At 65.9% G+C, this 24,945-nt stretch carries 26 protein-coding genes; 12 read left to right on the top strand and 14 right to left on the bottom strand.

The window, feature by feature from the left end:
- Positions 1-2: 2 nt before the first annotated feature.
- From fliM to dksA, 3 genes are all read right to left on the bottom strand, one after another.
- Complete coding sequence (gene fliM, locus H2052_RS00680; RefSeq protein WP_293776700.1) at positions 3-1,070, bottom strand: flagellar motor switch protein FliM; 1,068 nt, start codon at positions 1,068-1,070, stop codon at positions 3-5.
- The gene (locus H2052_RS00675; protein ID WP_293776698.1) at positions 1,067-1,546 is read right to left on the bottom strand and encodes a flagellar basal body-associated FliL family protein; all 480 of its coding nucleotides are present in this window, start codon (positions 1,544-1,546) and stop codon (positions 1,067-1,069) included. The genes fliM and H2052_RS00675 overlap by 4 nt, the downstream gene beginning before the upstream one ends.
- A gap of 143 nt (positions 1,547-1,689) precedes the next feature.
- Complete coding sequence (gene dksA, locus H2052_RS00670) at positions 1,690-2,154, bottom strand: RNA polymerase-binding protein DksA (RefSeq protein WP_293777208.1); 465 nt, start codon at positions 2,152-2,154, stop codon at positions 1,690-1,692.
- Positions 2,155-2,530: 376 nt separating this feature from the next.
- Here dksA and H2052_RS00665 point away from each other — a divergent pair, with 376 nt between their 5' ends.
- The 6 genes from H2052_RS00665 to H2052_RS00640 all read left to right on the top strand — a co-directional run bounded on the left by H2052_RS00665 (position 2,531) and on the right by H2052_RS00640 (position 6,839).
- On the top strand, positions 2,531-2,731 hold the full coding sequence (locus H2052_RS00665; RefSeq protein ID WP_293776696.1) for a zinc-finger domain-containing protein: 201 nt from the start codon (positions 2,531-2,533) through the stop codon (positions 2,729-2,731).
- A gap of 24 nt (positions 2,732-2,755) precedes the next feature.
- Positions 2,756-4,174, top strand: coding sequence for a metalloprotease TldD (gene tldD / locus H2052_RS00660; RefSeq protein WP_293776693.1), 1,419 nt, complete (start codon positions 2,756-2,758; stop codon positions 4,172-4,174).
- 17 nt (positions 4,175-4,191) lie between these two features.
- Positions 4,192-4,758: a pyridoxamine 5'-phosphate oxidase family protein gene (locus H2052_RS00655; RefSeq protein WP_293776691.1), complete on the top strand. Its 567-nt coding sequence runs from the start codon at positions 4,192-4,194 to the stop codon at positions 4,756-4,758.
- On the top strand, positions 4,758-4,964 hold the full coding sequence (locus H2052_RS00650) for a DUF2007 domain-containing protein (RefSeq protein WP_293776689.1): 207 nt from the start codon (positions 4,758-4,760) through the stop codon (positions 4,962-4,964). Before H2052_RS00655 ends, H2052_RS00650 begins: the two co-directional genes overlap by 1 nt.
- A gap of 169 nt (positions 4,965-5,133) precedes the next feature.
- Entirely contained in the window at positions 5,134-5,472 is a 339-nt protein-coding gene (locus tag H2052_RS00645; RefSeq protein WP_293776686.1) for a P-II family nitrogen regulator, read from the top strand.
- Positions 5,473-5,489: 17 nt separating this feature from the next.
- On the top strand, positions 5,490-6,839 hold the full coding sequence (locus tag H2052_RS00640; RefSeq protein WP_293776684.1) for an ammonium transporter: 1,350 nt from the start codon (positions 5,490-5,492) through the stop codon (positions 6,837-6,839).
- A gap of 64 nt (positions 6,840-6,903) precedes the next feature.
- Here H2052_RS00640 and arfB read toward each other — a convergent pair whose 3' ends face one another.
- Genes arfB through H2052_RS00620 form a run of 4 tightly spaced genes read right to left on the bottom strand, consistent with a single transcriptional unit; the run spans position 6,904 to position 9,047 of the window.
- On the bottom strand, positions 6,904-7,323 hold the full coding sequence (gene arfB / locus H2052_RS00635) for an alternative ribosome rescue aminoacyl-tRNA hydrolase ArfB (RefSeq protein WP_293776682.1): 420 nt from the start codon (positions 7,321-7,323) through the stop codon (positions 6,904-6,906).
- Positions 7,320-8,225, bottom strand: coding sequence for a sterol desaturase family protein (locus tag H2052_RS00630; RefSeq protein WP_293776680.1), 906 nt, complete (start codon positions 8,223-8,225; stop codon positions 7,320-7,322). Before H2052_RS00630 ends, arfB begins: the two co-directional genes overlap by 4 nt.
- Positions 8,226-8,230: 5 nt before the next feature.
- Entirely contained in the window at positions 8,231-8,623 is a 393-nt protein-coding gene (locus H2052_RS00625; protein ID WP_293776678.1) for a hypothetical protein, read from the bottom strand.
- A 4-nt stretch (positions 8,624-8,627) separates the two neighbouring features.
- Positions 8,628-9,047, bottom strand: coding sequence for a TIGR01244 family sulfur transferase (locus tag H2052_RS00620; protein WP_293776675.1), 420 nt, complete (start codon positions 9,045-9,047; stop codon positions 8,628-8,630).
- Positions 9,048-9,076: 29 nt separating this feature from the next.
- Here H2052_RS00620 and H2052_RS00615 point away from each other — a divergent pair, with 29 nt between their 5' ends.
- Together H2052_RS00615 and H2052_RS00610 are read left to right on the top strand one after the other, a co-directional pair.
- Positions 9,077-9,688, top strand: coding sequence for a CDP-alcohol phosphatidyltransferase family protein (locus tag H2052_RS00615; RefSeq protein ID WP_366484151.1), 612 nt, complete (start codon positions 9,077-9,079; stop codon positions 9,686-9,688).
- 130 nt (positions 9,689-9,818) lie between these two features.
- The gene (locus H2052_RS00610; protein ID WP_293776669.1) at positions 9,819-10,922 is read left to right on the top strand and encodes a right-handed parallel beta-helix repeat-containing protein; all 1,104 of its coding nucleotides are present in this window, start codon (positions 9,819-9,821) and stop codon (positions 10,920-10,922) included.
- Between the two features lie 4 nt (positions 10,923-10,926).
- Here H2052_RS00610 and scpA read toward each other — a convergent pair whose 3' ends face one another.
- The 3 genes from scpA to chrA are packed head-to-tail and all read right to left on the bottom strand — an operon-like array spanning position 10,927 to position 15,185.
- Positions 10,927-13,083, bottom strand: a complete 2,157-nt coding sequence (gene scpA / locus H2052_RS00605) for a methylmalonyl-CoA mutase (RefSeq protein WP_293776666.1) — start codon at positions 13,081-13,083, stop codon at positions 10,927-10,929.
- 29 nt (positions 13,084-13,112) lie between these two features.
- Positions 13,113-13,811 carry a hypothetical protein gene (locus H2052_RS00600; RefSeq protein WP_293776664.1) on the bottom strand — a complete coding sequence of 233 codons (699 nt, stop codon included), beginning with the start codon at positions 13,809-13,811 and terminating at the stop codon, positions 13,113-13,115.
- A gap of 39 nt (positions 13,812-13,850) precedes the next feature.
- Positions 13,851-15,185, bottom strand: a complete 1,335-nt coding sequence (gene chrA, locus H2052_RS00595; RefSeq protein ID WP_293776662.1) for a chromate efflux transporter — start codon at positions 15,183-15,185, stop codon at positions 13,851-13,853.
- A gap of 30 nt (positions 15,186-15,215) precedes the next feature.
- On the opposite strand from chrA, the gene H2052_RS00590 reads away from it, so the two are divergent.
- Complete coding sequence (locus tag H2052_RS00590; protein ID WP_293776660.1) at positions 15,216-16,286, top strand: beta-N-acetylglucosaminidase domain-containing protein; 1,071 nt, start codon at positions 15,216-15,218, stop codon at positions 16,284-16,286.
- On the opposite strand, the gene H2052_RS00585 is transcribed toward H2052_RS00590, so the two are convergent.
- Positions 16,258-17,223 (bottom strand): helix-turn-helix domain-containing protein, encoded by a 966-nt coding sequence (locus tag H2052_RS00585; RefSeq protein ID WP_293776657.1) that lies wholly within the window; start codon positions 17,221-17,223, stop codon positions 16,258-16,260. The genes H2052_RS00590 and H2052_RS00585 overlap by 29 nt on opposite strands.
- Positions 17,224-17,304: 81 nt before the next feature.
- Between H2052_RS00585 and H2052_RS00580 the strand changes: the two genes are divergently transcribed.
- On the top strand, positions 17,305-17,988 hold the full coding sequence (locus H2052_RS00580) for a DJ-1/PfpI family protein (protein ID WP_293776654.1): 684 nt from the start codon (positions 17,305-17,307) through the stop codon (positions 17,986-17,988).
- Positions 17,989-18,041: 53 nt separating this feature from the next.
- On the opposite strand, the gene H2052_RS00575 is transcribed toward H2052_RS00580, so the two are convergent.
- On the bottom strand, positions 18,042-18,869 hold the full coding sequence (locus tag H2052_RS00575) for an alpha/beta hydrolase (protein ID WP_293776652.1): 828 nt from the start codon (positions 18,867-18,869) through the stop codon (positions 18,042-18,044).
- A 114-nt stretch (positions 18,870-18,983) separates the two neighbouring features.
- On the opposite strand from H2052_RS00575, the gene H2052_RS00570 reads away from it, so the two are divergent.
- Positions 18,984-19,955: a GlxA family transcriptional regulator gene (locus H2052_RS00570; protein WP_293776650.1), complete on the top strand. Its 972-nt coding sequence runs from the start codon at positions 18,984-18,986 to the stop codon at positions 19,953-19,955.
- Here H2052_RS00570 and H2052_RS00565 read toward each other — a convergent pair.
- Positions 19,952-21,289, bottom strand: coding sequence for a peptide MFS transporter (locus H2052_RS00565; RefSeq protein ID WP_293776648.1), 1,338 nt, complete (start codon positions 21,287-21,289; stop codon positions 19,952-19,954). The two genes, H2052_RS00570 and H2052_RS00565, sit on opposite strands and share 4 nt — an antisense overlap.
- 63 nt (positions 21,290-21,352) lie before the next feature.
- Here H2052_RS00565 and H2052_RS00560 point away from each other — a divergent pair, with 63 nt between their 5' ends.
- Positions 21,353-23,104 (top strand): DUF885 family protein, encoded by a 1,752-nt coding sequence (locus tag H2052_RS00560; protein ID WP_293776646.1) that lies wholly within the window; start codon positions 21,353-21,355, stop codon positions 23,102-23,104.
- Positions 23,105-23,107: 3 nt separating this feature from the next.
- Here H2052_RS00560 and H2052_RS00555 read toward each other — a convergent pair whose 3' ends face one another.
- Positions 23,108-24,730, bottom strand: a complete 1,623-nt coding sequence (locus tag H2052_RS00555) for a hypothetical protein (RefSeq protein WP_293776643.1) — start codon at positions 24,728-24,730, stop codon at positions 23,108-23,110.
- Between the last annotated feature and the right edge of the window lie 215 nt (positions 24,731-24,945).

The following is a 24,945-nucleotide window of genomic DNA, read 5'->3' as shown; positions in this document are numbered from 1 at the left end:
GCTTAATCCTCGCCGCGCAGGCGGAACGTCTTTCCCGGCTGCGGTTCGGTTTCCCGGTCGGTGAGCCGCACCGCCACCTGATTGCCGGAGCGGCCCATGCGGCCATGCCCGATCGTGCGGCCGCCGCAGCGCAGCGCGACCGGGTGCTCCTCGCGCGTGCCGAAAAACAGCGTCTGGCCGGGTCTGAAAGCCATCACCTCGGCAAGCGTCATCTTCTGCTCGCCAAGGACGGCCTCCACCTCGACGCGGGTGCGCTGAAGCTCCGACGCCAGATGCCGTTCCCATATTCTGTCGCGGCCGAACGTCTCGCCCGTGAAACGCTGGAGGAGCAGCGCGCGCACCGGCTCCAGCGTCGCATGGGGGATCACGAGATCAAGGAACCCGCCGCGCTCATCGATTTCGACACGCAAGCGGGCGTTGACGGCAACGCTGGTGGGGCGCGCGATCCCGGCGAAACGCGGGTTGGTTTCGATCCGGTCGCGCGCGAAGCTGACCGACGCGAGCGGTGCGAAGGCGGCGCCGAGATCGTGGAGTGCGACATCGATAAGGCGCGTGACGAGTTTCGTTTCGATCGCTGTGAACCCGCGCCCTTCGATCCGCGCCGGGGGCACGCCGCGCCGCCCGCCGAGCAGCACGTCGACGGTCGCGAAAGCCAGATCCGGGCGGACGATGAGCAGCGCCGAATTGTCCCACGCCCGGACCTGCGCGACGGCGATCAGCGACGGCCGGGGCAGATCGTTGAGGAACGCGCCGAAACGCACCGGGGCAACCGTTTCGATCGAGACCGAGACCGTATCGGAGGTGAGGCTGCGGAGGCTCGCCGTCATCAGCCGGACGAGACGATCGAAGACCACATCGAGCATCGGCAGCCGCTCAGCGGAAACGAGTCCGGCGTTGATGATGGCGTCGATACCCGCCTGATCGGAGGCCGGTATCCCGCGCGGCGTTTCGCGCGCGCGGCCACCCTGCGGCGCGGCGCGCTGCATTTGATCGCGCGTCAGCGCCCACTCCGCCTCGATATCGTCGCGGAGCCACGCTTCGGGATCGAATTTCATGCTGCGGCTGGTCATTGCTGGATCAGTTCCTGCACCAGCACGTCGCTTGCCCGCCCCGGCCCGGCGCGATTGATCCGCACCATCAGCTCTTCCTTGATCCGGTAAGTCCCCGATGCGCCGCCGAGATCCTGCGGGTGCAGCGCGCGCAGATAGGACTGGAAGCCGTCGATCACCGCCGGAAGCCGGGCCTTGATCGCGGCGGCGTCTTCACGGGTCGCGGCCTCGATGACCACCTGCACCTTGAGGTAGCGGCGTTCACCGCCCTTCGCGCGGAGGTTCACGATCATCGCCGGAACCTCGACATAATGGGGAATCGCGGGCGTCAGAACGCCAGGTGCCGCCGCCCACCGAAGACCGTAAAGCGCGGCGACGAAGGCCGCGACGATCAGTGCAGCCGTGACAATACGCTTGCCGCTCCACCACTTGCGCGGCAAGGCAGCCTCCAGCGCGGCCAGCTCCTCCGGCCGTATGGCATCATCGATCGGCGTCATCGGCCCCGCCAGTTTGCAACCCAGTGGTGCAAACTAGCCGCTGCGTAGTTAACGAGGCGTTGCGGATGAATGCGCTCGATCCCGCAGGCAGGCGCGGGTTTCCGTGACTTTTGCGTAACGATCTGCCTGAAGGCAGGGCCGCGCTATTCGTCGCGCGTGATCTTCTCGTTGCGCTCGTGGCGTTCCTGCGCTTCGACCGTCATCGTGGCGATCGGGCGCGCATCGAGACGCTTCAGCGAAATCGGCTCGCCAGTCACCTCGCAGTAACCGTACTCGCCCGCCTCGATGCGGCGCAGCGCCGCGTCGATCTTGTTGATCAGCTTGCGCTGGCGATCCCGCGCGCGCAGTTCGATCGACCAGTCGGTCTCGCTTGATGCGCGGTCGGTGGCGTCGGCTTCCTGCAGCGGCTCCTTCTGGAGCTGGGCAAGCGTTTCCTTCGCCTCGCGGTGGATGTCTTCCTTCCAGTCGAGAAGCTTCTTGCGGAAATACGCCAGCTGCAGCGGGTTCATGAAGGGCTCGTCCTCGGACGGAACATAGCCCTGCGGCAATTCAACGCCCTTCGCGGCAGCCGATTTGTGGTTATCGTCGTCGTCGGCCAGGACGGACATTCCTTCAACCGTATCGATCATTCTACGCAACTCCTGCCCCGACCGTTTCGGCCCGCGAGCTGGTGAGGCGCGCGCGAAACGACCGCTCCCGGCGCGGGCTATACCGTCCGCATCTGCACGCGGCAAGCGGCTAGATGAGTGCCGCGCGAATTCGCACGCCGAACCGTTGCGGGACCGGTGACATTAAGACTTTGCTAACCTTTTCCGCGCCATCGTCGCGCGATGTTCATGGCTCCCATCTCCCGTCGACGCGTTCTGGTGCTGGGCGCGCTCAAGACCGCCTTCATAACGGCGGTCGCGCTTGGGCCGGTCATCGCTCCGCACTTTATCTGAGCAGGCTTGAGGCCCCGCAAAACCGGTGCTAAGCGCAGCATCCATGAACGCCACCGCTCCGAAAAACGAGTTTGTCCCCGAAATCCGCTACACCGACACCACGCGCGTGTGGTGCGACGGCGACGAAGGACCGCTCGGCCATCCCCGCGTCTACATGGAAATGGATCACGGCTACGTCGATTGCGGCTATTGCGACCGGCGCTTCATCCTTTCGGGCGGACCTGCCGACACACGTGACAAATAGGGCCGCAGCGCCCATATCGGGCGCATGACCGATCCGACCCGCCTGTTTTATTCGCAGCTCGACCCGGCCCACGCCGAGCGTGTCGTCGCCGACGTTCTCGCCGGCACCGACGATGGCGAGCTCTACATGCAGCACACCGTCGCCGAGAGCTTCAGCTTCGACGACGGCCGCCTGAAATCCGCAAGCTTCGACACGACGCAGGGCTTCGGCCTGCGCGGCGTTTCGGGCGAAACCACCGCCTTCGCGCACGCCAACGAGATCAGCGAAGCGGCGATCCGCCGCGCCGGCGAAACCGTGGCGCTGGTACGCGGCGGGCATGGCGGTACGCTGGCCGCGCCGCCCGCGCGAACCAACCGCAAGCTCTACGTGGACGATGATCCGATCAGTGCGATCCCCTTTGCGCGCAAGGTGGCGCTGCTGGAGCGAATCGACGCCGCCGCGCGGGCACGCGATCCGCGCGTGGTGCAGGTCTCGGCGTCGCTTACCGCGAGTTGGTCCGCGATCGAAATTCTGCGCGGCGACGGATTCCGCGCGTCCGACATCCGGCCGCTGGTACGCATCAACGTGCAGATCGTCGCCGAGAAGGACGGGCGCCGCGAGACCGGATTCCACGGTATCGGCGGGCGCTATCTCTACGACCAGCTGTTCGAGGACGCGACGTGGGAACGCGCCATCGACATCGCGCTCGCGCAGGCGCTGGTGAACCTCGACGCGGTCGCCGCGCCGGCGGGCGAAATGACGGTGGTGCTGGGGCCGGGCTGGCCGGGCGTGCTGCTGCACGAGGCCGTCGGGCACGGGCTGGAAGGCGATTTCAACCGCAAGGGCGCATCCACCTTTTCCGGCAAGCTCGGCGAGCGCGTGGCCTCGCCCGGCGTCACCATCGTGGACGACGGCAGCCTTGAGCACCGGCGCGGGTCGCTGACGATCGACGACGAGGGCACGCCGACCTCGCGCACCGTGCTGATCGAGGACGGCATCCTGAAGGGCTACATGCAGGACCGGCTGAACGCGCGCCTGATGGGTGTGGACCCCACCGGCAACGGCCGTCGCGAAAGCTTCGCGCACGCGCCGATGCCGCGCATGACGAACACGTTCATGCTGGCGGGCAAGGACGATCCGGCCGAGATTCTCAGCCGCGCCAAATCCGGCATCTACGCCAAGAGCTTCGGCGGCGGACAGGTGGACATCACGAGCGGCAAGTTCGTGTTTTCCTGCACCGAGGCGTACCGGATCGAGAACGGCAAGCTCGGCGCGCCGATCAAGGGCGCGGCACTGATCGGATCGGGGCCCGAAGCGATGCAGAAGGTCGTCGCCATCGGCAACGATCTCGAACTCGACGAAGGCGTCGGCATCTGCGGCAAGGGCGGACAATCGGTGCCCGCGGGCGTCGGTCAGCCCACGTTGATGCTGGAAGGACTGACGGTGGGCGGCACCGCCGCCTGAGACGGGAGAGCGAGCGCGTGGCGGATTTCTTCGACGCACTGACCGAAGAGCATATCGCATTCGTCAGCCGCCAGCCCGTATTCTTCGTGGCGACCGCCGCGCCGGACGCGCGCATCAACCTCAGCCCCAAAGGCTATGATTGCTTTCGCGTGCTCGGGCCGAAACGCGTCGCCTATCTCGATCTCGGCGGCTCGGGAAACGAGACGCACGCGCACCTCGCGGCGGACGGGCGCATCACCATCATGTTCTGCGCGTTCGACAACCCCGCGCTCATCTTCCGCATCTACGGACACGGCAGACCGGTGCTTCCCCAAGACCCCGACTGGGAGGCGCTTGCGACCCATTTCACGATACTGCCGGGCACACGGCAGATCTTTGACATCACAGTGGAGAGCACGCAGACGAGCTGCGGCTGGGGCGTGCCGCATATGACGCTGGAGCGCGAGCGCCAGACGCTGGTGAAATACCATCGGCAGGCCGGGACGGATCCTCGGTCGTGGTTGAAACGCCGCGCGGACCGGACTCGCAGCATCGACGGGCTGCCGATCCGCGTTACCGATCGCTACGTGAGCGAAGACGCCTGATGCCGCTGGTGATGGTTCGCGAATATGCAGGGCGCATCGACGCCGATGTGGCCCGCCTTGCGCTCGAAGCGGCGGACATTCCCGCCGTACTGTTCGATGCCGGCATGGCCAGTCTCGGGCTCGGGCCCATCGCATCCGCCCGCCTCATGGTGGAGGAGAGCGATCTTGCCCGTGCGCGGCAAATTCTTGACGACAGCGACGATTAAATTTTCGTCAATTTTCTCGCCTAGAATCTAGGCGGACACTCTTCATCGCCTAATTTTTAATCACAACTCACGCTGAGCGCGGCGGGAGTCGCCCGTTTTGCTGCGGTGCAGCAGTTGGCACGCATCCTGCAAAACGCCTCCCCGGCACAACCACAGGAGGGGGCAAGGCATGAAGCTGATCATTGCTATCATCAAGCCGTTCAAGCTCGATCCGGTACGGGAAGCCCTGAGCGACATCGGCGTGCAGGGCCTGACCGTCACCGAGGTAAAAGGTTACGGGCGCCAGAAGGGCCACACCGAGGTCTACCGCGGCGCGGAATACACCGTGAACATGGTCCCGAAACTCAAGCTTGAGATCGTCGTTACCGACGACCTTGCTCCGCGCGTCGTTGAAACCATTTCCGCCGCGGCTGCGACCGGAAGCATTGGCGACGGCAAGATCTTCACGCTCGACGTCGGCCGCGCGGTGCGCATCCGCACGGGCGAGACCAACGAAACCGCTCTTTAGAAGACTGGGGGTAAGGAATGAAACCAACTCTTGGATTGGCAGGACGCGCGCTGGCTTTCAGCGCCCCGCTGCTGTTTTCACTGCCGGCCTTCGCACAGGAAGCGGCTGCGACCGTGCCGGTTCCCGATAAAGGCGACACCGCCTGGATGATCATGGCGACGGTGCTCGTCATGGCCATGATCGTCCCCGGCCTCGCGCTGTTCTATGGTGGCCTCGTCCGCACCAAGAACATGCTCTCGGTGCTCACCCAGATCATCGCCGTGGCGAGCCTCGCGATGGTCCTCTGGGTGATGTTCGGCTACGGTCTCACGTTCGGCGGTGACGCGAACCAGTTCCTTTCCACCGGCAAGTTCTTCCTTGCGGGCGTGACGGCGGATTCGACCGCCGCGACCTTCACGGACGGCGTGGTGATCCCGGAATTCGTGTTCATCGCCTTCCAGATGACCTTCGCGGCGATCACCGTCGCGCTCGTGGTGGGCGGCCTTGTCGAACGCATGAAGTTCTCGGGCCTGATGGTCTTCGCGATCGTCTGGCTGTTCATTGTCTACTACCCGATCGCACACATGGTCTGGTATCTCGGCGGAACGGATGAGGCGACCGGCCTGATCTTCGGCTGGGGGGCGCTGGACTTCGCCGGCGGTACGGTCGTCCACATCAACGCCGGTGTCTCGGCGCTGGTCGGCGCGATCATCCTCGGCAAGCGCATCGGCTACCAGAAGGAAGTTATGGCGCCGCACTCGCTGACCATGACGCTGATCGGCACCGGCCTCCTCTGGGTCGGCTGGTTCGGCTTCAACGCCGGCTCGGCGCTCGAAGCCAACGGTTCGGCGGGCCTGGCGCTCATCAACACCTTCGTCGCCACGGCTGCCGCCGTCCTGTTCTGGATGCTCACCGAGCGTGTGCTCGGCCACAAGAGCTCGCTGCTCGGTGCCTGCTCGGGCGCCATCGCGGGCCTTGTGGCGATCACGCCGGCGGCGGGCAACTCCGGTCCGTTCGGCGCCATCCTGCTCGGCGCGATCGCGGCCATCGCCTGCTGCATCTTCGTGATGAAGATCAAGGCGAAGCTCGGCTTCGACGACTCGCTCGATGCGTTCGGTATCCACGGCGTGGGCGGCATCATCGGTTCCATCGGCACGGCTGTCACCATGCTGCCGGCGCTCGGCGGCCCGGGTGCTGAAGACTATGCCATGGGCGCCCAGCTCATCATCCAGATCCAGGCGGTCTTGGTCGCCATCATCTGGGCAGCGGTGGGCTCGGCGATTGCCTTCGGTATCGCCAAGGTCGTCACCGGCCTCCGCGTCACCGAGGAAGTCGAGCGCGAAGGTCTCGACCTCGGCGAACACGGCGAACGCGCCTACAACTACTGAGTTCAGTACCTGCGTAAAATCCCGGGGCGGTGTGGGCGACCACGCCGCCCCTCTCCTTTTCGGATCAGATATCCGAAGGCTTTCGGCGCAGCGCCTTCACCTTGCCGCGCCCGGTCTTGGCGTCGGTGCGCCGCGCCTTCGCTGCCTTGCCCGGCTTCGTCTTGACACGCGGGGTCGGCGGCACGGCGGCTTCCGAGAGCAGCGCGACGAGACGCGCCTCCGCATCCTCGCGGTTCATCTCCTGCGTGCGAAAACGATCGGCGCGCAGCACGATCACCCCCTCCAGCGTCAACCGCCGCCCCGCAAGCCGCGCGGCCCGGCGCTTCACCGCCTCGGGCAACGACGGCGAACGCGCGAGATCGAAGCGCAGCTCTACCGCGGTCGAAACCTTGTTGACGTTCTGGCCGCCGGGGCCGCTCGCGCGGATGAAGCTGAGCGTGATCTCGGACGGATCGATCGCGAGCCCGCGCCCGATGGAGATCATTCGGCGGGCTCAGCCACAAGCCGTGCCTGCCGCTCTGCCCAGCGCGCCTTGATCGTCTCCGACGTGTCGCGGCTGCCATCGTGGCTCCAGCCCGGCGGCTTCACCATGTAGTTCCAGCGCGCGGCCCACGTTGGCGCGTGCCACACGTCCTTCGCGATTCCGATCCATTCGTGGAACGCCGTCCAGAACACATTGAAGCTGCCGAGGTTCTTCACGATGCCGTAGCGGCAGGGTTCGTCGTCGCGCTCGGGCTCGAACGTGCCGAACATCCTGTCCCAGATGATGAACATGCCCGCGTAGTTCTTGTCGAGATAGCGCGGGTTCGTCGCGTGGTGGACGCGGTGGTGCGAGGGCGTATTCATCACCGCCTCGAACCAGCGCGGCATCCGGCCGACAACCTCCGTATGAATCCAGAACTGGTAGACGAGGTTGATCGCGGAAGCGAACAGCACCATCGCCGGATCGAAGACGAGGAACAGCGGCATCCGGAAGATGAAGGCGAGCGCGATGAAGCCCGTCCACGTCTGCCGGAGCGCCGTGGAGAGATTATAATGCTGGCTCGAATGGTGGATGACGTGCGCGGCCCAGAACCAGCGAACGCGGTGCGCGCTCCGGTGGAACACATAGTAGGCGAGGTCGTCCGCCAGAATGCAGAGCGCGAACACCCACCAGTGCCAGCCAAGGTCGACAATCGCGAACTGATGCAGCCAGTAGGCCGCCGCGATCACTGCGCCGCCTGTGATAAGGCCGGCGATCGTGCTGCCGAAGCCCATGACGAGCGAGGTGGCGGTATCGCGCCACTCATACTCGCCGCGTCCGCCGAAGCGAATCCAGAGCACCTCCGCCACCATCAGCAGGATGAACGCCGGAATGGCGAGCGCAACGGGATCGGGCAAGTCCATCGATCTTATCCAGCCTGTGCCCGCAACCGCGCGGCAAGCGTTTCCGCCGCTTCCGCACCGATCCGCAGGCGAACCGCGCCGAACATGGGATCACCGCTCTCCACGATCAAGTCAGCGCTTTCGACAGTCACCTGCACCGGCGCGGCGAGCCCGCGCACCGCCCAGTGCGATCCGTGCGGTTTGATGAGCGCGAAGCGCCCGCCCTGCCCCGAAACCAGCGCGCCGCCGTCTGCGCCGACCGCGACATCCTCCGCCACGAACCCGGCAAGCGTGAACTCGGCGAGATCGGCCGCCGCCTTTGCATCAAGGCCTGCCGCCAGACGCTGCGCGCCAAGCCAGCGCGCCAGCAGGACCACGAGCGCGATGCCGCCGATCGAGATCAGCGTCTGGCCCAGCATGACGTTACCGCGCAGCCATCTGCTGCATGACGCCATAGATCGGCGACAGGTCGTATCCCGCGGCGCGCGCAGCCTCTGCAAGCGCATCGGCATCCTTGCCCGCCGATGCTTCGGCAAGGCCCCACAGCATCGTCGAGCGCGTGCCCGAACGGCAAAACATCAGCGTGTTCTGGCCTTCGAGCGCCTTGCGCACGGCTTCGATCATGTCAGGCGTGATGCCGCCGTGCGACATCGGGATATAGGCGTAAGCGAGCCCTTCGGCCGCCGCCGCCGCCGCGATCGTCTCACCCGGGGGCTGATCGGGCGCTTCGCCATCCGGCCGGTTGTTGATGATCGCGGTGAAGCCCGCCGCCTTCGCGGCGCCGACATCGGCAGCCGTGATCTGCGGCGCGACCGAAACGGTTTCGCTGAGCTTCAGGAACATGGTTTCCTCCACAAGGGCCGGGCACGGGCGTGCAAGGCGTTCATGCCTCGTCTATCGTGTACGAACGAGACTGGCGACCAAAACAGCATGGGAGGCGCCCTATCAACATTCCCAATCTGCTCACCATCTTCCGGCTGCTCCTTGTGGCGCCGATGGCGCTGTACCTGATTTCGGGCGACCTGACGCGCGCAGGCATCCTCTTCGCCGTCGCTGCCGTCACCGATGCCGTGGACGGCTGGATCGCGCGGCGGTGGAATGTCATCACGACGTTCGGGCGGCTGATGGACCCGATTGCCGACAAGCTGCTCGTCGGCACGGCCATCGCGCTCCTGTGGTGGACGGGGCTGCTGCCGGACTGGTTCGCACTCGTCGTCGCGGTACGCGAGAGCTTGGTGCTCGCCGCAAGCGTCTGGGCCCGCGCGCGTGGGCACGCCGATGAGTTGCGCCCCGGCCCGTTCGGGAAGGCGGGGAACGCCGTGCAGATGCTGCTCGTGGCGCTGATCCTGCTACCGCTGTCGCCCGCGCTCAAATCACCACTTCTGCTGCAAGCCCTGATGATTGCAGCAACTTTCCTGACGATCGTTTCGGCCGTACACTATGCACAGCGCTGGAAACGCGCTCGGCACGGGACGGGTGCGTAATGTCCCGTATGCCACGCGCTCTACCCGGCTTTCGAAAGGGGCGCGATTGAAACCGTCATCATTTGCAGGGCATGAGCGGCCGGCGCGAGCGGGGGCATCGCGCGGCAAGGCGGCAATGAGGTTGGCGAACATGACACTTCGATTCGCTCTGGCAGCGGCCCTCGCGACCGAATCGGCCGGCGCATCGGCGGCAACGCTCGCGGTCGGCGGAAACGGCGCCTATGCGACGCTCACCGAAGCGGCGCGCGATGCCAAGGCCGGCGATACGATCGTCCTCGCCCCCGGGCTCTACGAGGGCGCGCGCTTCCATGCCGACGGCCTCACCATCCGTGCCGCGGCAGACGCGCTGCCCGGCAGCGTCGTGGTGGGCGGCGAAGCGGTCGGCGGCAAGGGCCTGTTCGTCATTTCCGGCGATGACGCGACGATCACGGGACTCACGTTCGAAGGCGCCCGCGCCGCGGACGGCAACGGCGCGGGAATTCGGGCCGAAGGGCGCAACCTCACCGTGGCCGACACCCGCTTTATCGGGAACGAGATGGGAATCCTTGCGAACAGCGTGGATGGAAGCGTGCTGACCGTGCGCCGTTCGCGCTTCACGGAGACGGCAAGCCGCGCGCCGGACCGCGTGGGCCATGCTGTTTATGCGAACGGCATCGCACGGCTGGTGGTGACGGGATCGACGTTCGAGCGCGGTGCGCGCGGCCATTACATCAAATCCCGCGCGCTCGATACGCGGATTACGGGAAATCGGATCGACGACACGAACGGCTCGGCCTCCTACCTCATCGATCTGCCGGAGGGCGGCGCGGCCACGATCGCCGATAACCTCCTCGTGAAAGGCCCTCGCCCCGACAATTGCTGCACAGCGATCGCCTATGGCTTCGAGATGCAAAAGGGCGGCAGCTACGCGAATCCGCCCGGGCCCGTGCGCGTGTACGGCAACCGCTTCGTGAATCGCGCGCCGGGCACCGTGACGTTCTTCGCCAACCGCTCGGCGCCCGCCAACACCGGGACGCTTTCCGACAACGAGATGATCGCGGAGCGGGGCCGCGTCGTCGCAGCGTCGGGGAACGCGACGGTGAACGGCAAGGCCGCACCGGCCAGCCATTTTTCGGATGCCGCGGCCTTCGCGGAAATGGCCCTGAAACCGCCGATGTCAGGCATATTCGCGCTGCTCGGCTTCGGGCTTGCAGGCATCATCGTGGGGCGGCGGAAACCCGCCACCCAGCGCTGAAACCTTACTCCGCCGCTTCGGACATTCCGGCGGGCGGCATGTTGTGGCCGAGCAGGCGCAGCACATCCGCCGCGCACTCGACGACGTTGGTGCCCGGGCCGTAGATGCCTTGCACGCCGGCATCGCGCAGGAAGTCGTAGTCCTGAGGCGGGATGACACCGCCCGCGATCACCTTGATGTCGCTGCGGCCGTTTTCCCGCAGGCCTCGGATCAGTTCCGGGATCAGCGTCTTGTGTCCCGCAGCGAGCGACGAGGCTCCCACGACGTCAACGGCGCTTTCGAGCGCCAGCACGACGGTTTCCTCGGGGGTCTGGAAGAGTGGGCCTGATACAACGTCGAAACCCATGTCGCCGAAGGCCGACGCGATGACGTTGGCGCCCCGATCGTGCCCGTCCTGCCCCATCTTGGCGACGAGAAGCTTCGGCTTGCGCCCCAAGCGGCGCTCGACCGCCTTCACGCCGTCCACCACCTGCTCCCAGCGTCTGTCGCCCTTGTAGGGCGCCGCGTAGACGCCTTTCACGGGTGTCGGCGTCGTCCCATAACGCTGGAAACTCTCTTCCATCGCGGAGGAAATCTCGCCGAGCGTGGCGCGGGCGCGCGCGGCTTCGACGGCGAGCGCGAGGAGGTTGTTCTCGATGCTCGAAGGCTTCGCGGCACCATCGCGCAGTGCATCGAGCGCGGCGCGGCAGGCCGCCTCGTCGCGCGACGCCTTCACGGCGTTGATACGCGCGATCTGGCCCTGACGGACCTTGTCGTTGTCGACTTCGAGCGTCTCCAGAAGGTCTTCATTGGCGAGGCGGTATTTGTTGACACCGACGATGACGTCTTCGGCCCGGTCCACGCGCGCCTGACGCGCGGCGGCGGCCTCTTCGATCATCGCCTTGGGCCAGCCCGCCGCCACGGCCTTCGCCATGCCGCCTTCGGCCTCGACACGCTCGATGATCTCCCACGCCTTATCGACGAGGTCCTGCGTCAGCGCCTCGACATAGTAAGAGCCGCCGAGCGGATCGACGACCTTCGTCATCCCCGTCTCTTCCTGGATGACGATCTGCGTGTTGCGCGCGATGCGGGCCGAGAAATCGGTGGGCAGCGCGATCGCCTCATCAAGCGCATTGGTGTGGAGCGACTGCGTGCCGCCCAGCATCGCGGCCATCGCCTCGATCGTCGTGCGGATGACGTTGTTGTAGGGGTCCTGCTCGGTCAGCGACACGCCGGAAGTCTGGCAATGCGTGCGCAGCATCTTCGAGCGCTCGTCCTTTGCGCCGAGGTTCGTCATCACCCGGTGCCAGAGCACGCGCGCGGCGCGCAGCTTCGCGATTTCCATGAAGAAGTTCATGCCGATGGCGAAGAAGAACGACAGGCGCCCCGCGAACTTGTCGATATCGAGCCCCGAAGCCACGCCGTAGCGCACGTATTCCGCGCCGTCCGCGATGGTGAAGGCGAGTTCCTGCACCTGCGTCGCGCCGGCTTCCTGCATGTGATAGCCGGAAATCGAGATGCTGTTGAACTTCGGCATCTCCCGCGAGGTGTAGCCGAAGATGTCGGAAATGATCCGCATCGAGGGCTCGGGCGGGTAGATGTAGGTGTTGCGGACCATGAACTCCTTGAGGATGTCGTTCTGGATGGTCCCGTCGAGCAGCTTGCGGTCGACGCCCTGCTCCTCGCCCGCAACGATGAAGAAGGCGAGGATGGGGATCACCGCGCCGTTCATCGTCATCGACACGGACATCTGATCGAGCGGGATGCCGTCGAACAGGATCTTCATGTCCTCGACCGAATCGATCGCGACACCCGCCTTGCCGACATCGCCGACGACGCGCGGGTGATCCGAATCATAGCCCCGGTGCGTGGCGAGGTCGAAGGCCACCGACAGGCCCTTCTGCCCGGCGGCGAGGTTGCGGCGGTAGAAGGCGTTCGATTCTTCGGCCGTGGAGAAGCCAGCATATTGCCGGATCGTCCACGGACGGCCCGCGTACATCGAGGCGCGCACGCCGCGCGTGAACGGCGCGAAGCCGGGCAGGCCGGGATCGACCGTGACATCTTCCGCCGTGTAGAGCGGCTTCACGGTGATGCCCTCGGGCGTCGGCCAGTCGAGGCTCTTGCCCTTCACTTCCTTGTCGGCGAGCGCCTTCCAGGCGTCCAGCGTCGGCTTGTCCGTCATCAAACTCTCCGTAATCCCCGGCGTCCGGCTCAGGACAGCGTGACGTCCGTCACGCGCGCGGAAGCGCCGCCCTTGCCATCGGCTTCAAATCGGACTGTCACGGTCGCGCGGCGACCGCAAGCCACAAAGTCCCACGCCTCGCTCCAGCCGCCCACGAAGCGCGTGCCGAACTGCATGGGCGAAAGATCGCCGTCCGTCGCCGCAATCCGCGTCTGGCGCATCCCGACGCTCGTCACCTCGCACGTGGGCTGCTGCTGCTTCGCGCGGTCCCAGGCGGCCTTCGCCGCAAGCTTACTTGTCTCGCGCATCTGGCTCGGCGTCGAGATCGCTTCGCCGCGATTGACGACGAGCAACAGATTCCGCCCGTCGCTTTCGGCGATGTAGAGGTAGCGCAGCAGCGGCGTTTCGGCGCAGTCGGTGCGCGCATAGAACGTCCACGCGCCGACGAATGCCCCCGCCTTCAGCCCCTCGCTCACCAGCCGGTCGGCCGTGGCAGGCTGAAGCCCGTAGGGCTCGGCGCGGGTCAGCGCCTTGCAGGCCTGCGTCGTCGTCGACCAGCGGGCGCGGTCGAGCACTTCCGGTTCGAGCGCACCGAGATCGGGCGCGCGCGCCGCGGCGGCACTCTCCTTCGCGGCGAACCATTCGGCAGGAACACCCGGCACGTCCGCCGCCTCCTGCGCGATGGCGGGCGCGGCGAGCAGCAGAATGAAAGAGATCAGGCTGCGCATGTCCGGCGCTATATCGCCGCCGGTCGGCAGGGTCGATTCCTAAAGCACCACCCTCACGGCAAAGCCGAGGCCGATGCCGATCAGCAACAGCGGGCCGATGCCGATCTTCCAGCGCCACGCGATGGCGCCGAGCACCACCGTGAGCGCCAGCGCGGCAACGTCGAGGCTCGCCCAGTCCGGCAGCGCGGCGTCGAACGGCCCGGCATCGAGACGCACGGTGCGCGCGAAGAGGAAATGCACCGCGAACCAGAGGCCGAGATTGGCGATGACGCCCACAACCGCCGCCGTGATCGCCCCAAGCGCGCTTGCGAGCGCGCGATTGCCGCGTAGCCGCTCGATGTAGGGCGCACCCGCGAAGATCCAGAGGAAGCAGGGCGCGAACGTCACCCATGTCGTGAGCAGCGCGCCGAGGACTCCCGCGCCGACCGAACCGCCGCCCTCGCGCCACGCCGCAAGGAAGCCGACGAACTGCGTGACGAGGATCAGCGGGCCCGGCGTGGTTTCGGCAAGGCCGAGCGCGTCCATCATCTCGTGCGGACGCATCCAGCCGAAACTGCCGACAACGACGTCGGCCATGTAGGAGAGCACCGCATAGGCACCGCCGAAGGTGATGACCGCGAGCCACGAGAAAAAGCGCGCGATCTCCGTATAGACGCTGCCCGGCAGCAGCAGCCACAGCAGGCCGAGCGGCGCGAACCAGAGGACGGCGAGGCTGACGATCGCAAGCGGCGAACTGCGGCGCGGCGCTGTGTCGAGCGCGGTATCTCCCGGTGCCCGCGCGAACAGTTCGGAGCCGCGCCGCCCGGCGACGTAGCCGATCAGGCCCGCTGCAAGCACGACGACCGGAAACGGCACGCCGAACAGGAACAGCGCCGCGAACGCCAGCACGGCGAGCAGCCGGGCGACGCCCGAACCGAGCGCACGGCGGCCAACCCGTTCGAGCGCCTCCGCGACGATGATCAGCACCGCTGCCTTGAGGCCAAAGAGCAGCCCTTCCACCGCCGGCACCTGCCCGAGCGTGACGTAGAGCACCGAAAGGCCGAGCATGACGAGCATCCCCGGCAGGATGAACAGCAGCCCCGCGACGAGCCCGCCGCGCACGCCGTGCAGCAGCCAGCCCACATAGGTCGCGAGTTGCTGCGCCTCCGGCCCCGGCAGCAACATGCAGAAGTTGAGCGCGTGCAGGAACTGCGCCTCGCCCACCCATTTCTTCTCATCGACGAGCATCCGGTGCATCAGCGCGATCTGCGCCGCCGGGCCGCCGAACGACAGCACGCCGATCCGCGCCCAGACGCGCACGGCTTCCGAAAACGAAACGGAGGGGACGGGCTCGCTCACGCCGCTTCTGTCGCACGCCCCCCTCGCCTTTGCCATCCTTTCGAAAGCCGCTACACGGGTCCCGCCATGACCGGAACGACACCGCCGCTCGGCCTCATCGAAGGCTATTTCGGAGAGCCTTGGACATGGGCGGACCGCGAGCATGTCATGCGCAGTCTCGCCCCGCACGGTTTCTCGTTCTTCATCTACGCCCCGAAGGGGGACGCTTACCTGCGCCGCCAATGGCAGGAGGACCACCCCGCCGAAACGATGGAGGCTCTGGCGCATTTCGCGGATGCCTGCCGCAACGCGGGCGTCGCTTTCGGCATCGGCCTGACCCCCTACGAGCTTCACAACGACTGGAGCGGTGCAGGCAAGGCGGCGCTCACAGCGCGGCTAAAAGCCTTGGGCGCGCTCCGCCCGGACATCGTTGCGATCCTCTTCGATGACATGCACGGCGACGTTCCGGACCTTGCCGAAACGCAGGCCGCGATCGTGCATCACGCGGCGAGCACCCTGCCCGCGCGCGTGCTGATGTGCCCGAGCTACTATAGCGACGACCCCGTGCTCGACCGCGTGTTCGGCGCGCGGCCCGCGCATTATCTGGAAGACCTCGGCCGCCTGCTCGATCCCGCAGTGGACGTGTTCTGGACCGGCGAGGAGGTGTGCAGCCGCGAGTTCACGCGCGGGCACCTGGACGGCGTGTCAGAGCAGCTCCGCCGCAGGCCGGTGCTGTGGGACAATTACCCCGTCAACGACGGTCCGCGCATGTCGCGCTTCCTACATCTGCGCGCCTTCACCGGGCGGCATGGCATCGCGGAGAGCGTGGCAGGACACGCGATCAACCCCGCGCTGCAGCCGCGGCTGACGCTCGCGCCCGCGATCACGCTGGCGATGAGCTATGCGCAAGGCGACGCCTATCGCTATGCCGCCGCGTTCCTCGAAGCCGCGCGGCAATGCTACGGTAGCGACCTCGCCGCTGCGCTCGAAACCGATCTGCTCACCCTGAACGACAGCGGGCTCGACCGCATTCCGGGCGAGCGCTGCACGGCGCTGCGCGCGAAATACAAGGCGATGGACCATCCGGCGGCGGACGAAGTGGCCCGCTTCCTCGAAGGTGGTTACCTGATCACTGGCGAAGCGGTGCAGACCCAGTAGCGTTGAGCGACCGCCACGCGGCGGGCGACAGCCCGAAGGCGCCTGAAAAGCTCTTCGTGAAATGCTCCGGCGAGGAAAAACCACACGCGGCGGCGGCGGTCTTCACCGGCGCCCCTTCGCCGAGGAGCGCGCGAGCGCGGTCCAGCCTTGCGGCGGTAACGAATGCGGCAGGAGTCTTGCCAGTCGCCGCGCGGAAGTTGCGGTGGAAGCTGCGCGGCGTTTCGCGAACGCGCGCGGCGAGCGTCTCCACGTCGAGCTTCCGATCGAGGTTCGCGGCAATGTAGCCGACGAGATCGGCATAGCGCCCGGCGGCTTTTGTCTGCGCGCGGAGCAGCGGCGAATATTGGGACTGGTTGCCGGGCCGGCGCACCGAGAGCACCAGCCGCCGCGCAATGCCATTGGCGAGGCGCGGCCCGTGGTCGCGCTCGACCATGGCAAGCGCCATGTCGATCCCGGCCGTCACACCCGCGGAGGTCCAGAGCGCGCCGTCTTCGACGAACATCGCATCGGCATCCACCTCGGTGCCGGGGAAGCCTTCGGCAAGCAGATGCGCGCCGTTCCAGTGCGTCGCGACGCGGCGGCCATCGGTGAGCCCCCAGGCCGCGAGCGCGAACGCGCCCGAACAGATCGAGCCATAGCGGCGCGCTGTGGCAGCGGCTCGCCGGAACCATTCGCCGGTCCGCCGATCCTCCATCAGTGCGCGCAGGCCGGGGCTGTCGCCGCCGACCACGAGCAACGTGTCCAGCGTATCGAACGCAGGCAAGGGAAGCGTCGCGACGGCAACGCCGCAGCTCGACATCACCGCTCCGCCCTCGGCCGACACCGTGACAACCTGAGCGTCGTTTCCCAGTCCCTCGGCCGCGCCGCCGAAGACGGCCGCAGGGCCTGAAAGGTCGAGCAGTTGAAACCCGGGGAAAACAAGGAAGATGGTCCGCATGGCATGAATATACAGATTATTGTCATTTCCGCCAAGACGCCGAATGCCTAGGAGCATCCCGGCAACCCGAGGACACACGCCATGACTGAGACCTTCGACATCGGCTTCCTGCTCTATCCGGAGCTGACCCAGCTCGACATGACCGGCCCCGCGCAGGTGCTGGCGCGAATGCCGGACGCGAAGCTGCACTTCGTGTGGAAGACGCGCGATCCCATCCACGACGATTGCGGCCTCACCTTCATGCCCACGGCCACGTTCGAGGATTGCCCTCAGCTCGACATGATCTGCGTGCCGGGCGGCTACGGCACCGCGGCGGTGATGCACGATGACGTCGCACTGGAATGGCTGCGAAAGCAGGCGGAGGGCGCGCAGTTCATCACCAGCGTCTGCACCGGATCGCTGATCCTCGCGGCGGCAGGGCTGATGACCGGCTACAAGGCGGGCTGCCACTGGGCATGGCGCGATCTGCTGAGCGGTTTCGGCGCGATTCCCGTCGCCGAACGCGTTGTCGAGGACCGGAACCGCATCTCGGGCGGCGGCGTCACTGCCGGAATCGATTTCGGCTTTCGGATCGTCGAGAAGCTGCACGGCCGCGACATTGCCGAGATGATCCAGCTCGCGCTTGAATACGACCCCGCGCCGCTCGGCGGCGGCACGCCGGAGACGGCACGCAAACCCATTCTCGAGATGACGCGCGCGGCGATGACCGCGCGCGGCTTCGACCTTCGGCGCACGGAAATATCCTCCCTCGCTTCCACGCGCTGAAAACGAAGGCGCCGGCGGACCCACCCGCCGGCGCCTGATCGTTTGTTGACGGTTCAACCCTTGATGAAGGCGAGAACGTCGGCGTTGAAACGGTCGGTGTCCTGCTCCGAGATACCGTGGCCGCTGCCTTCGTAGATCTTCAGCGTCGCTTTGGGCGCCAGTTTCGAGGAGAGCAGCGCCGAGGCGCCGATCGGCACGATCTGGTCGTCATCGCCGTGGATGATGAGCGCGGGCACGTCCATCTTCTTCAGGTCCTCGGTGAAATCACTCTCCGAGAAAGCCTTGATCGAGTCGAGCTGGCCCTTGAGGCCGCCCATCATGCCCTGCCTCCAGAAGTTGTCGCGGATGCCTTCGGAAAGCACGGCGCCCTCGCGGTTGTAATTGTAGAAGGGCACGACGATGTCCTTGAAGAACTGCGAGCGGTTGCCGAACGTGTTCTTGCGGATGTCGTCGAACACTTCGAGCGGCAGCCCGCCGGGATTGGCTTCGGTCTTCAGCATCAGCGGCGGCACCGCACCGAGCAGCACAACCTTCGCGACCCGACCCGTGCCGTGGCGCCCGACATAGCGCGTCACCTCGCCGCCGCCCGTCGAATGGCCGATCAGGACGACGTTCTTGAGGTCCAGCTGTTCGATCAGTTCGCCGAGGTCGTCGGCATACTGATCCATCGTGTTGTTCTGCCAGACCTGATCGGACCGGCCATGGCTGCGGCGATCGTGGGCGATGACGCGGTAGCCGGCATTGGCGAAGAACACGAGCTGGGGGTCCCACGCGTCGGCCGTCAGCGGCCAGCCATGCGAGAAGACGATGGGCTGCGCGTCCTTCGAACCCCAGTCCTTGTAGAAGATGCGGGTGCCGTCCTTTGTGGTGATCGTGCTCATGACAAGGTTCCTTCCTGAATGTCTGCCGCCGCGATCGCGTCGGCTTCTGGTGGACGTTCTACGCGGCGTGCGGCAGGATGCGGATTGGCGGAACCGACATTGTAGGGGTCAAAAGTGACAAATGATCGCGCAGTCGCGGAAATCGGCATCGTCACCTATCCGGGCGCGCAGCTTGGCATGATCCACGGCATGAGCGATCTGTTCCAGATCGCGAGCGAGCTTTCGCAATCGCACGGGGGCGAGCGCCTGCGGGTGAGCCACTGGGCGCGCGGCGATGAGGGCTTCCGCCGCAGTTTCGATACGATGCCCGATGCCGGTTCGTGCCCTGCCGTGCTCGTCGTGCCGGGCGCGCTGTCGAAAGTGCCGACGCCGGAAGAGACCGAGCCCTATGCGCGCTGGCTGCTCGATCGGCACGCGCAGGGCGCAACGCTCGGCTCGGTGTGCGGCGGCGCGTTCATCCTTGCCGCCACCGGGCTGCTCGCCGGGCGCACGGCCACCACGCACTGGCTTTTCGCCGAACCGTTCAGGCGCCGTTTCCCGGACGTGAACCTCGATGCCGACAAGATGATCGTGGAGGACGGCGACATCGTCACCGCGGGCGGCCTGATGGCTTGGACCGACCTCGGCCTCCGTCTCGTCGATCGTTTCCTCGGCCCGTCGGTGATGATGGAAACAGCGCAATACCTGCTCGTCGATCCCGTCGGCCGCGAGCAGCGCCACTACAGCACGTTCGCGCCGAAGCTGACGCACGGCGACGAGGCGATCCTGAAGGTGCAGCACTGGCTGCAGGTCAAGGGCGGCCGGGACGTCAGTGTCACCGCGATGGCGGAGCACGCCGGCATGGAGGAGCGCACCTTCCTGCGCCGCTTCCGCGCCGCAACGGGCATGAAGCCAACCGAATATTGCCAGCAGCTCCGCGTCGGCAAGGCGCGCGAACTGCTGGAGTTCTCAAAACGCCCCGTGGACCGGATCGCATGGGAGGTCGGCTACGAGGACGCGGGCGCGTTTCGCAAGGTGTTTCAGAAACGCGTCGGCCTTTCGCCCGGCGACTACCGGCGGCGCTTCGGCGCGGCGGTCGCGGCCTAGCCGGCGAGCCGCCTGCCCATCAGCAGCTTGAACGCCACGAACACGACGCCCGCGCCCGCCGCCAGCCCGGCGTGGAGCAGCCAGAACTCAGTGGTTTGCATCGTTTCGTAGAAGCCGCCGATCCACCCGACGAGCGCGTTCGCCGTGAAGAAGGCGAGGTAGTAGAGGCCGATGACCGTGGCGTTGATCGCTTTCGGCGCCAGCTTGGCGAAGAGTGCGAGGCTGACCGGCAGCATGTGCGCGAAGCCGATGCTGTTCACGAAGTGGAACGCCACCGGCCACGCCAGCCCGATCTTCTCGCCCGGTCCCTGCGTCTCCGCGGCCATGTAAAGGCAGAGCATACCGCCGATCGAGAAGGCCGAACCGATGATGATCTTGGTGATCTCGTCGGGCTCTTTCCAGCGCTTGCCGTACCAGCGGTAGAACAGCGCGACGAGCGCGAGGAAGCTGACGCTGACCACCGCGTCCAGCGTGACGAGCCAGGTCGTCGGCAGCTTCTCGCCCATGAAGTCCAAGTCGAACTGTTGGTCGCCCCAGACGAGGTAGGCGTTGAAGATCTGGTTGTTGGGCACGATCGCCACGGCCAGCACCGGGATGAGCAGAAGGAGCGCGATGACCGCCGGCCAGTCGCCCTTCTGCAGCTTGGGCGGGGCGGCGGCACCCTCCGCACGCGGCTCGAAATGCTCGCGCGGCAGATGCTTCTGGCCCGCCACGTAGATGGCGAGGCCGATCAGCATACCGATACCCGCCGCGCCGAAGCCCCAATGCCAGCCGACGGTTTCGCCGAGCGTGCCGACGATGAGCGGCGAGGCGATGACCCCCGCGTTGATGCCGAGGTAGAAGATCTGGAAGGCGTCGGCGCGGCGCAGGTCGCCGGGGCCATAGAGCGCGCCGACCTGGCTTGCGATATTGCCCTTGAACATGCCGCTGCCGAGCACGAGGCAGAGCAGCGCGAACAGGAAGGCGGCTTCGAACGCCATCAGGAAATGGCCGACTGCCATCGTGATCGCGCCGAGCAGGACGGTGCGCCTTTTGCCGAGCACGCGATCGGCGAGGAAGCCGCCGAGGATGGGGGTGAGGTAGACGCTTGCGGCATAGGTGCCGAAGATCGCCGAGGCGAGCGCCTGTCCCTGGATTCCCCCGTAGAGTGCGCTGAACGGCTGGAACAGCGCGACGTTTTCGACATGGCCCGGAAGCAGGAGCTCCTTCGTCATGTAGAGGACGAGCAGCGCCTGCATGCCGTAGAAGGAGAAGCGCTCCCACGCCTCCGTGAAGGCGAGATAGCCGAGACCGATGGGGTGACCGAGGAAACGGCGGTCTTCCGAAATCGTCATCTTGCACTCCCCGCCATCGGCCTTATCGTGCGGCTGTATAACAATATCCTCCGGGAGACCCACATGAAACTCGGCCTCGCCGCGATCAGCCTGTCGCTTGTTGCTTCCGGCGCATGGGCCGCGCCCGCCGACGACTTCGCGGCGCTGCGCGACGACGTCTGGCAGATGGCGCTTGCCGAGAACCCGCGCCTTGCCACCAGCCTCGGCGACCGGCGCGGCGACGGCAAGCTCGACGACATCTCGCTTGCGGGATACGAGCGTCGGCTTGCGGCGGATGCGGCATTCCTGAAGCGGCTCAATGCCATTTCCATCGATGCGCTGCCGAAGGCCAACCGCATCGATTACCGCATTCTGAAGCGCAGCCTGGAGAGCAGCGTCGAAGGTGCGGCATTCGGGCAGGAACGCACGGTGCTGTTCACGAACCGCTACGGCTGGCACATGGCATTCGCAGGCCTTGCCGACGATTCCCCGTTCTTTAACAAGGCCGACTACGAAAGCTACGTCGGCCGCCTTGAGGCCTACGGCAAACAGAACGCCGACGGTATCGCGGTCACGCGCCGTGCCATCGCCGAAGGCTTCACGCAGCCGTGCGTGCCGATGGAGGGTTTCGAAAAGACCATCGAGGGCCGCATTGCACCGAGCGCGGCGCAGAGCAGTTTCATGTTTCCGTTCCGCACGAAGCCGGCGACGATTGCGGACCGCGACTGGACGGCGCTGAAAGCGCGCGCGGAAAAGGCCGTGGAAACGGTTGTGACACCCGCCTACCGCGATTTCCTGAAATTCTACACGTCGGAATATGCCCCCAAATGCCGGAAGAGCATGGGCATTTCCGAGACAAAGAACGGCGCGGCCTATTACGCCTACCGGATCAAGCAGCAGACGACGACGGACAAGACGGCCGAGGAAATTCACCAGCTCGGGCTCAGCGAGGTCGCGCGCATTCGCGCCGAGATGGATGCGGTGGTGAAGCGGTCGGGCTTCAAGGGCGACCGCAAGGCCTATATCGCGATGCTGCGCACCGATCCGAAATATTACGCGAAGACCGGCGAGGAATTGATGCTGCGCGCGGGCGCGCTCGCGAAGACAATCGACGGCCACCTGCCAAAGCTGTTCGGCAAACTCCCGCGCCTGCCCTACACGGTGCTGCCGATCCCGGACGATCAGGCGGCGGGCAACACCACCGCCTATTACGAGCCTGGCGCGATCGCCGCAGGCCGCGCGGGCGTTTACCGCGTCAATCTGACCGAACTCGATCAGCGCCCGCTGTTCGAACTCCCAGCGCTCGGCGTGCATGAAGCGGTGCCCGGCCACCATCTGCAGATTGCACTGCAGCAGGAACTCGACCTGCATGATTTCCGCAAGCACGGCGCGTTCTTCACGGCGTTCGTCGAAGGCTGGGGCCTGTATTCGGAACGTCTCGGCATCGAGATGGGGCTTTACGACACGCCCGAGAAAGACATGGGGCGCCTCTCCTACGAAATGTGGCGCGCGTGCCGCCTCGTCGTCGATACTGGCATCCATGCGAAGGGCTGGACGAAGCAACAGGCGGTCGATTTCATGCTGGAGAACACGGCACTTTCGGCTGCGAACGTCGATGCCGAAGTTAACCGCTACATCACTTGGTCGGGGCAGGCGCTTGCCTACAAGATCGGCGAACTCAAGTTCCGCGAGCTGCGCGCCCGCGCGGAAAAGGAACTCGGGGAAAGGTTCGACATCCGCGCCTTCCACGACACGGTTCTCGAAAACGGCGCCGTGCCGCTCGACGTGTTGGAGGCATATTTCAACGAATGGCTGACGGCACAGAAAGCCGCTTGAACGCTATGCGGCAGACGCCGCGCGCATCAGCCACTGGAGGCTGCGCTCGCGGATCGCAGGCGCAAGCGGCAAGGGATCGAAAATGCGCGCCGGATTTTCGGCATATTGCCGATCGACCTCCACCGCCTCTGCCCAATGGTCGCGGGCTTCTGCCATCCGCCCCGAGCGGGCGAGCGCCATCGCCATCATCGCATGCTGCAGCGGCGTCCCGGCAGGCGCCTGTAATTCCTTAGCGGCTGCGAGCGCCGCGGGCCCATCATCCCGCGCGACAGCAGCGAAGAACAGGCCCGACTGCACCCATTGCGGCGGGTTGGCGTGGAGAGACAGCGCCTTGCGCAGCACGGCTTCGCCATCCGCATCGCCCATCATGATCTTGAACATGGCGACCCCGGACATGAATTCGGGATTGTTGCCGTTGAGGAACACGACCCGATCCGCAGCCGCGCGGGCTTGCCGTTCGCGGCCCAGGTAAAGCGCCGTTCGCATCAGCGAATATTGCGCGCCCGGATCGTTCGGCTGAAGGTTCACCGCCTTCTGCGCCTCTTGATGGGCCTGCGCGAGGAGATCATCCCGCGCCTTGCCTTTCAGCTTCAGCGCATCCTGCGCCAGGAACCACGACCGGGCACCGTGCGCCATCGCCGATTTCGGGTTTTCCGCCGCCCATGTCATGACACAGGCGCGAACCGCCGGTTCGTCTTCCGGCGGCATCATCTGCCAATAGGATCGCAGCGCCAGCCAGCAACCGTAGGGCGTGTTGATGTCGATGTTCCGCTGATCCCCGTCGGCGTGAATGACGCCGGCAGGCTGTGCGAGCCGCGCGCTCAGCGTCGCCGCAAGCTCATCGACATCGAATATGCGCCCCTCGATCACTTCCCGCAGGCCGGAACGCGACCACACCACGCGGCCGGTATCAAGCTGCGTGAGCATGACGTTGATGCGCGTTCCGCCGGGGACGGCGCGTAGTGTGGTATCGAGCCGATAATCGACCGCAGGCGAAGGCGCGTTGACGACATCTATGGCGGTGAATCGGTCGAGCCCATCGCTGAGGCCCGCCGTTAGATCGATTGCTGCGGCGCGCTGTTCCTGCATTACATCAAGCGCAGTGACCGGCGCGAGATAGATGGTTGGAAAATTGCGAACGCGCCAGACATTCTCGTCGGTGCGCCAAAAGAAAATCGCGGCCAGCAAAAGCGCGAATGCGGCGCCGCCGATAATGGCGTAATGCGCAATTCCTGTTTTCGATTTGACAATTTTTTCCGTGGCGGCGGGTGCGCCGCCAACGAACTCCACGGCATAGCCGCCACTGGGAACCCGGATCTGCACGTCCCCTACAGGCGCGGCGTGCGCGTAGTAGGCATCGAGCAATTTTCTGAGGCGTGCCACCTGCACGCGGGGATAGGAATCGGTCTGCGGATCGAAACTGGGTTCGCGCCCAAGCGCCTCCACGGCGATCGCGTAAGACTTCAGCTTGTCGCCACGCCCCGCAAGCGTTTCCGTTACAAGAAAGCGCAGCAGTCGACGCATGACGGGCGATCGCTGAAATGCCGGATCGGACTCGATGGCATCGAGTTCGGCATCCGCTTTCCGCCGGAGCGCATCGCCCGGCCTAATGGGGTCGTGGTGCATCAAAAGACCTCCCTCCCCCTCGCCGCCTTGCAGTCGTTCATCAAGTTGTTACGAACCGGAAACGTCTTAACTTTCGGTTAAAGGCACATGCGCCTGATTTCACAAGAAAGTTGGCCGTTCCCAAAACCACCGATGTAACAGTTACAAGCAGCCGCGCGACGCTGAGGGCAACGCCCCCTCAAAAGCCCCGCGCAAAGCCAAATCTATCGTAAGTC

This window comes from Sphingosinicella sp. (genome assembly GCF_013911755.1).
GTDB lineage: Bacteria > Pseudomonadota > Alphaproteobacteria > Sphingomonadales > Sphingomonadaceae > Sphingosinicella.
The sequence above is the reverse complement of the archived record's forward strand: the minus strand, read 5'-3'. Positions and strand labels throughout refer to the sequence as shown.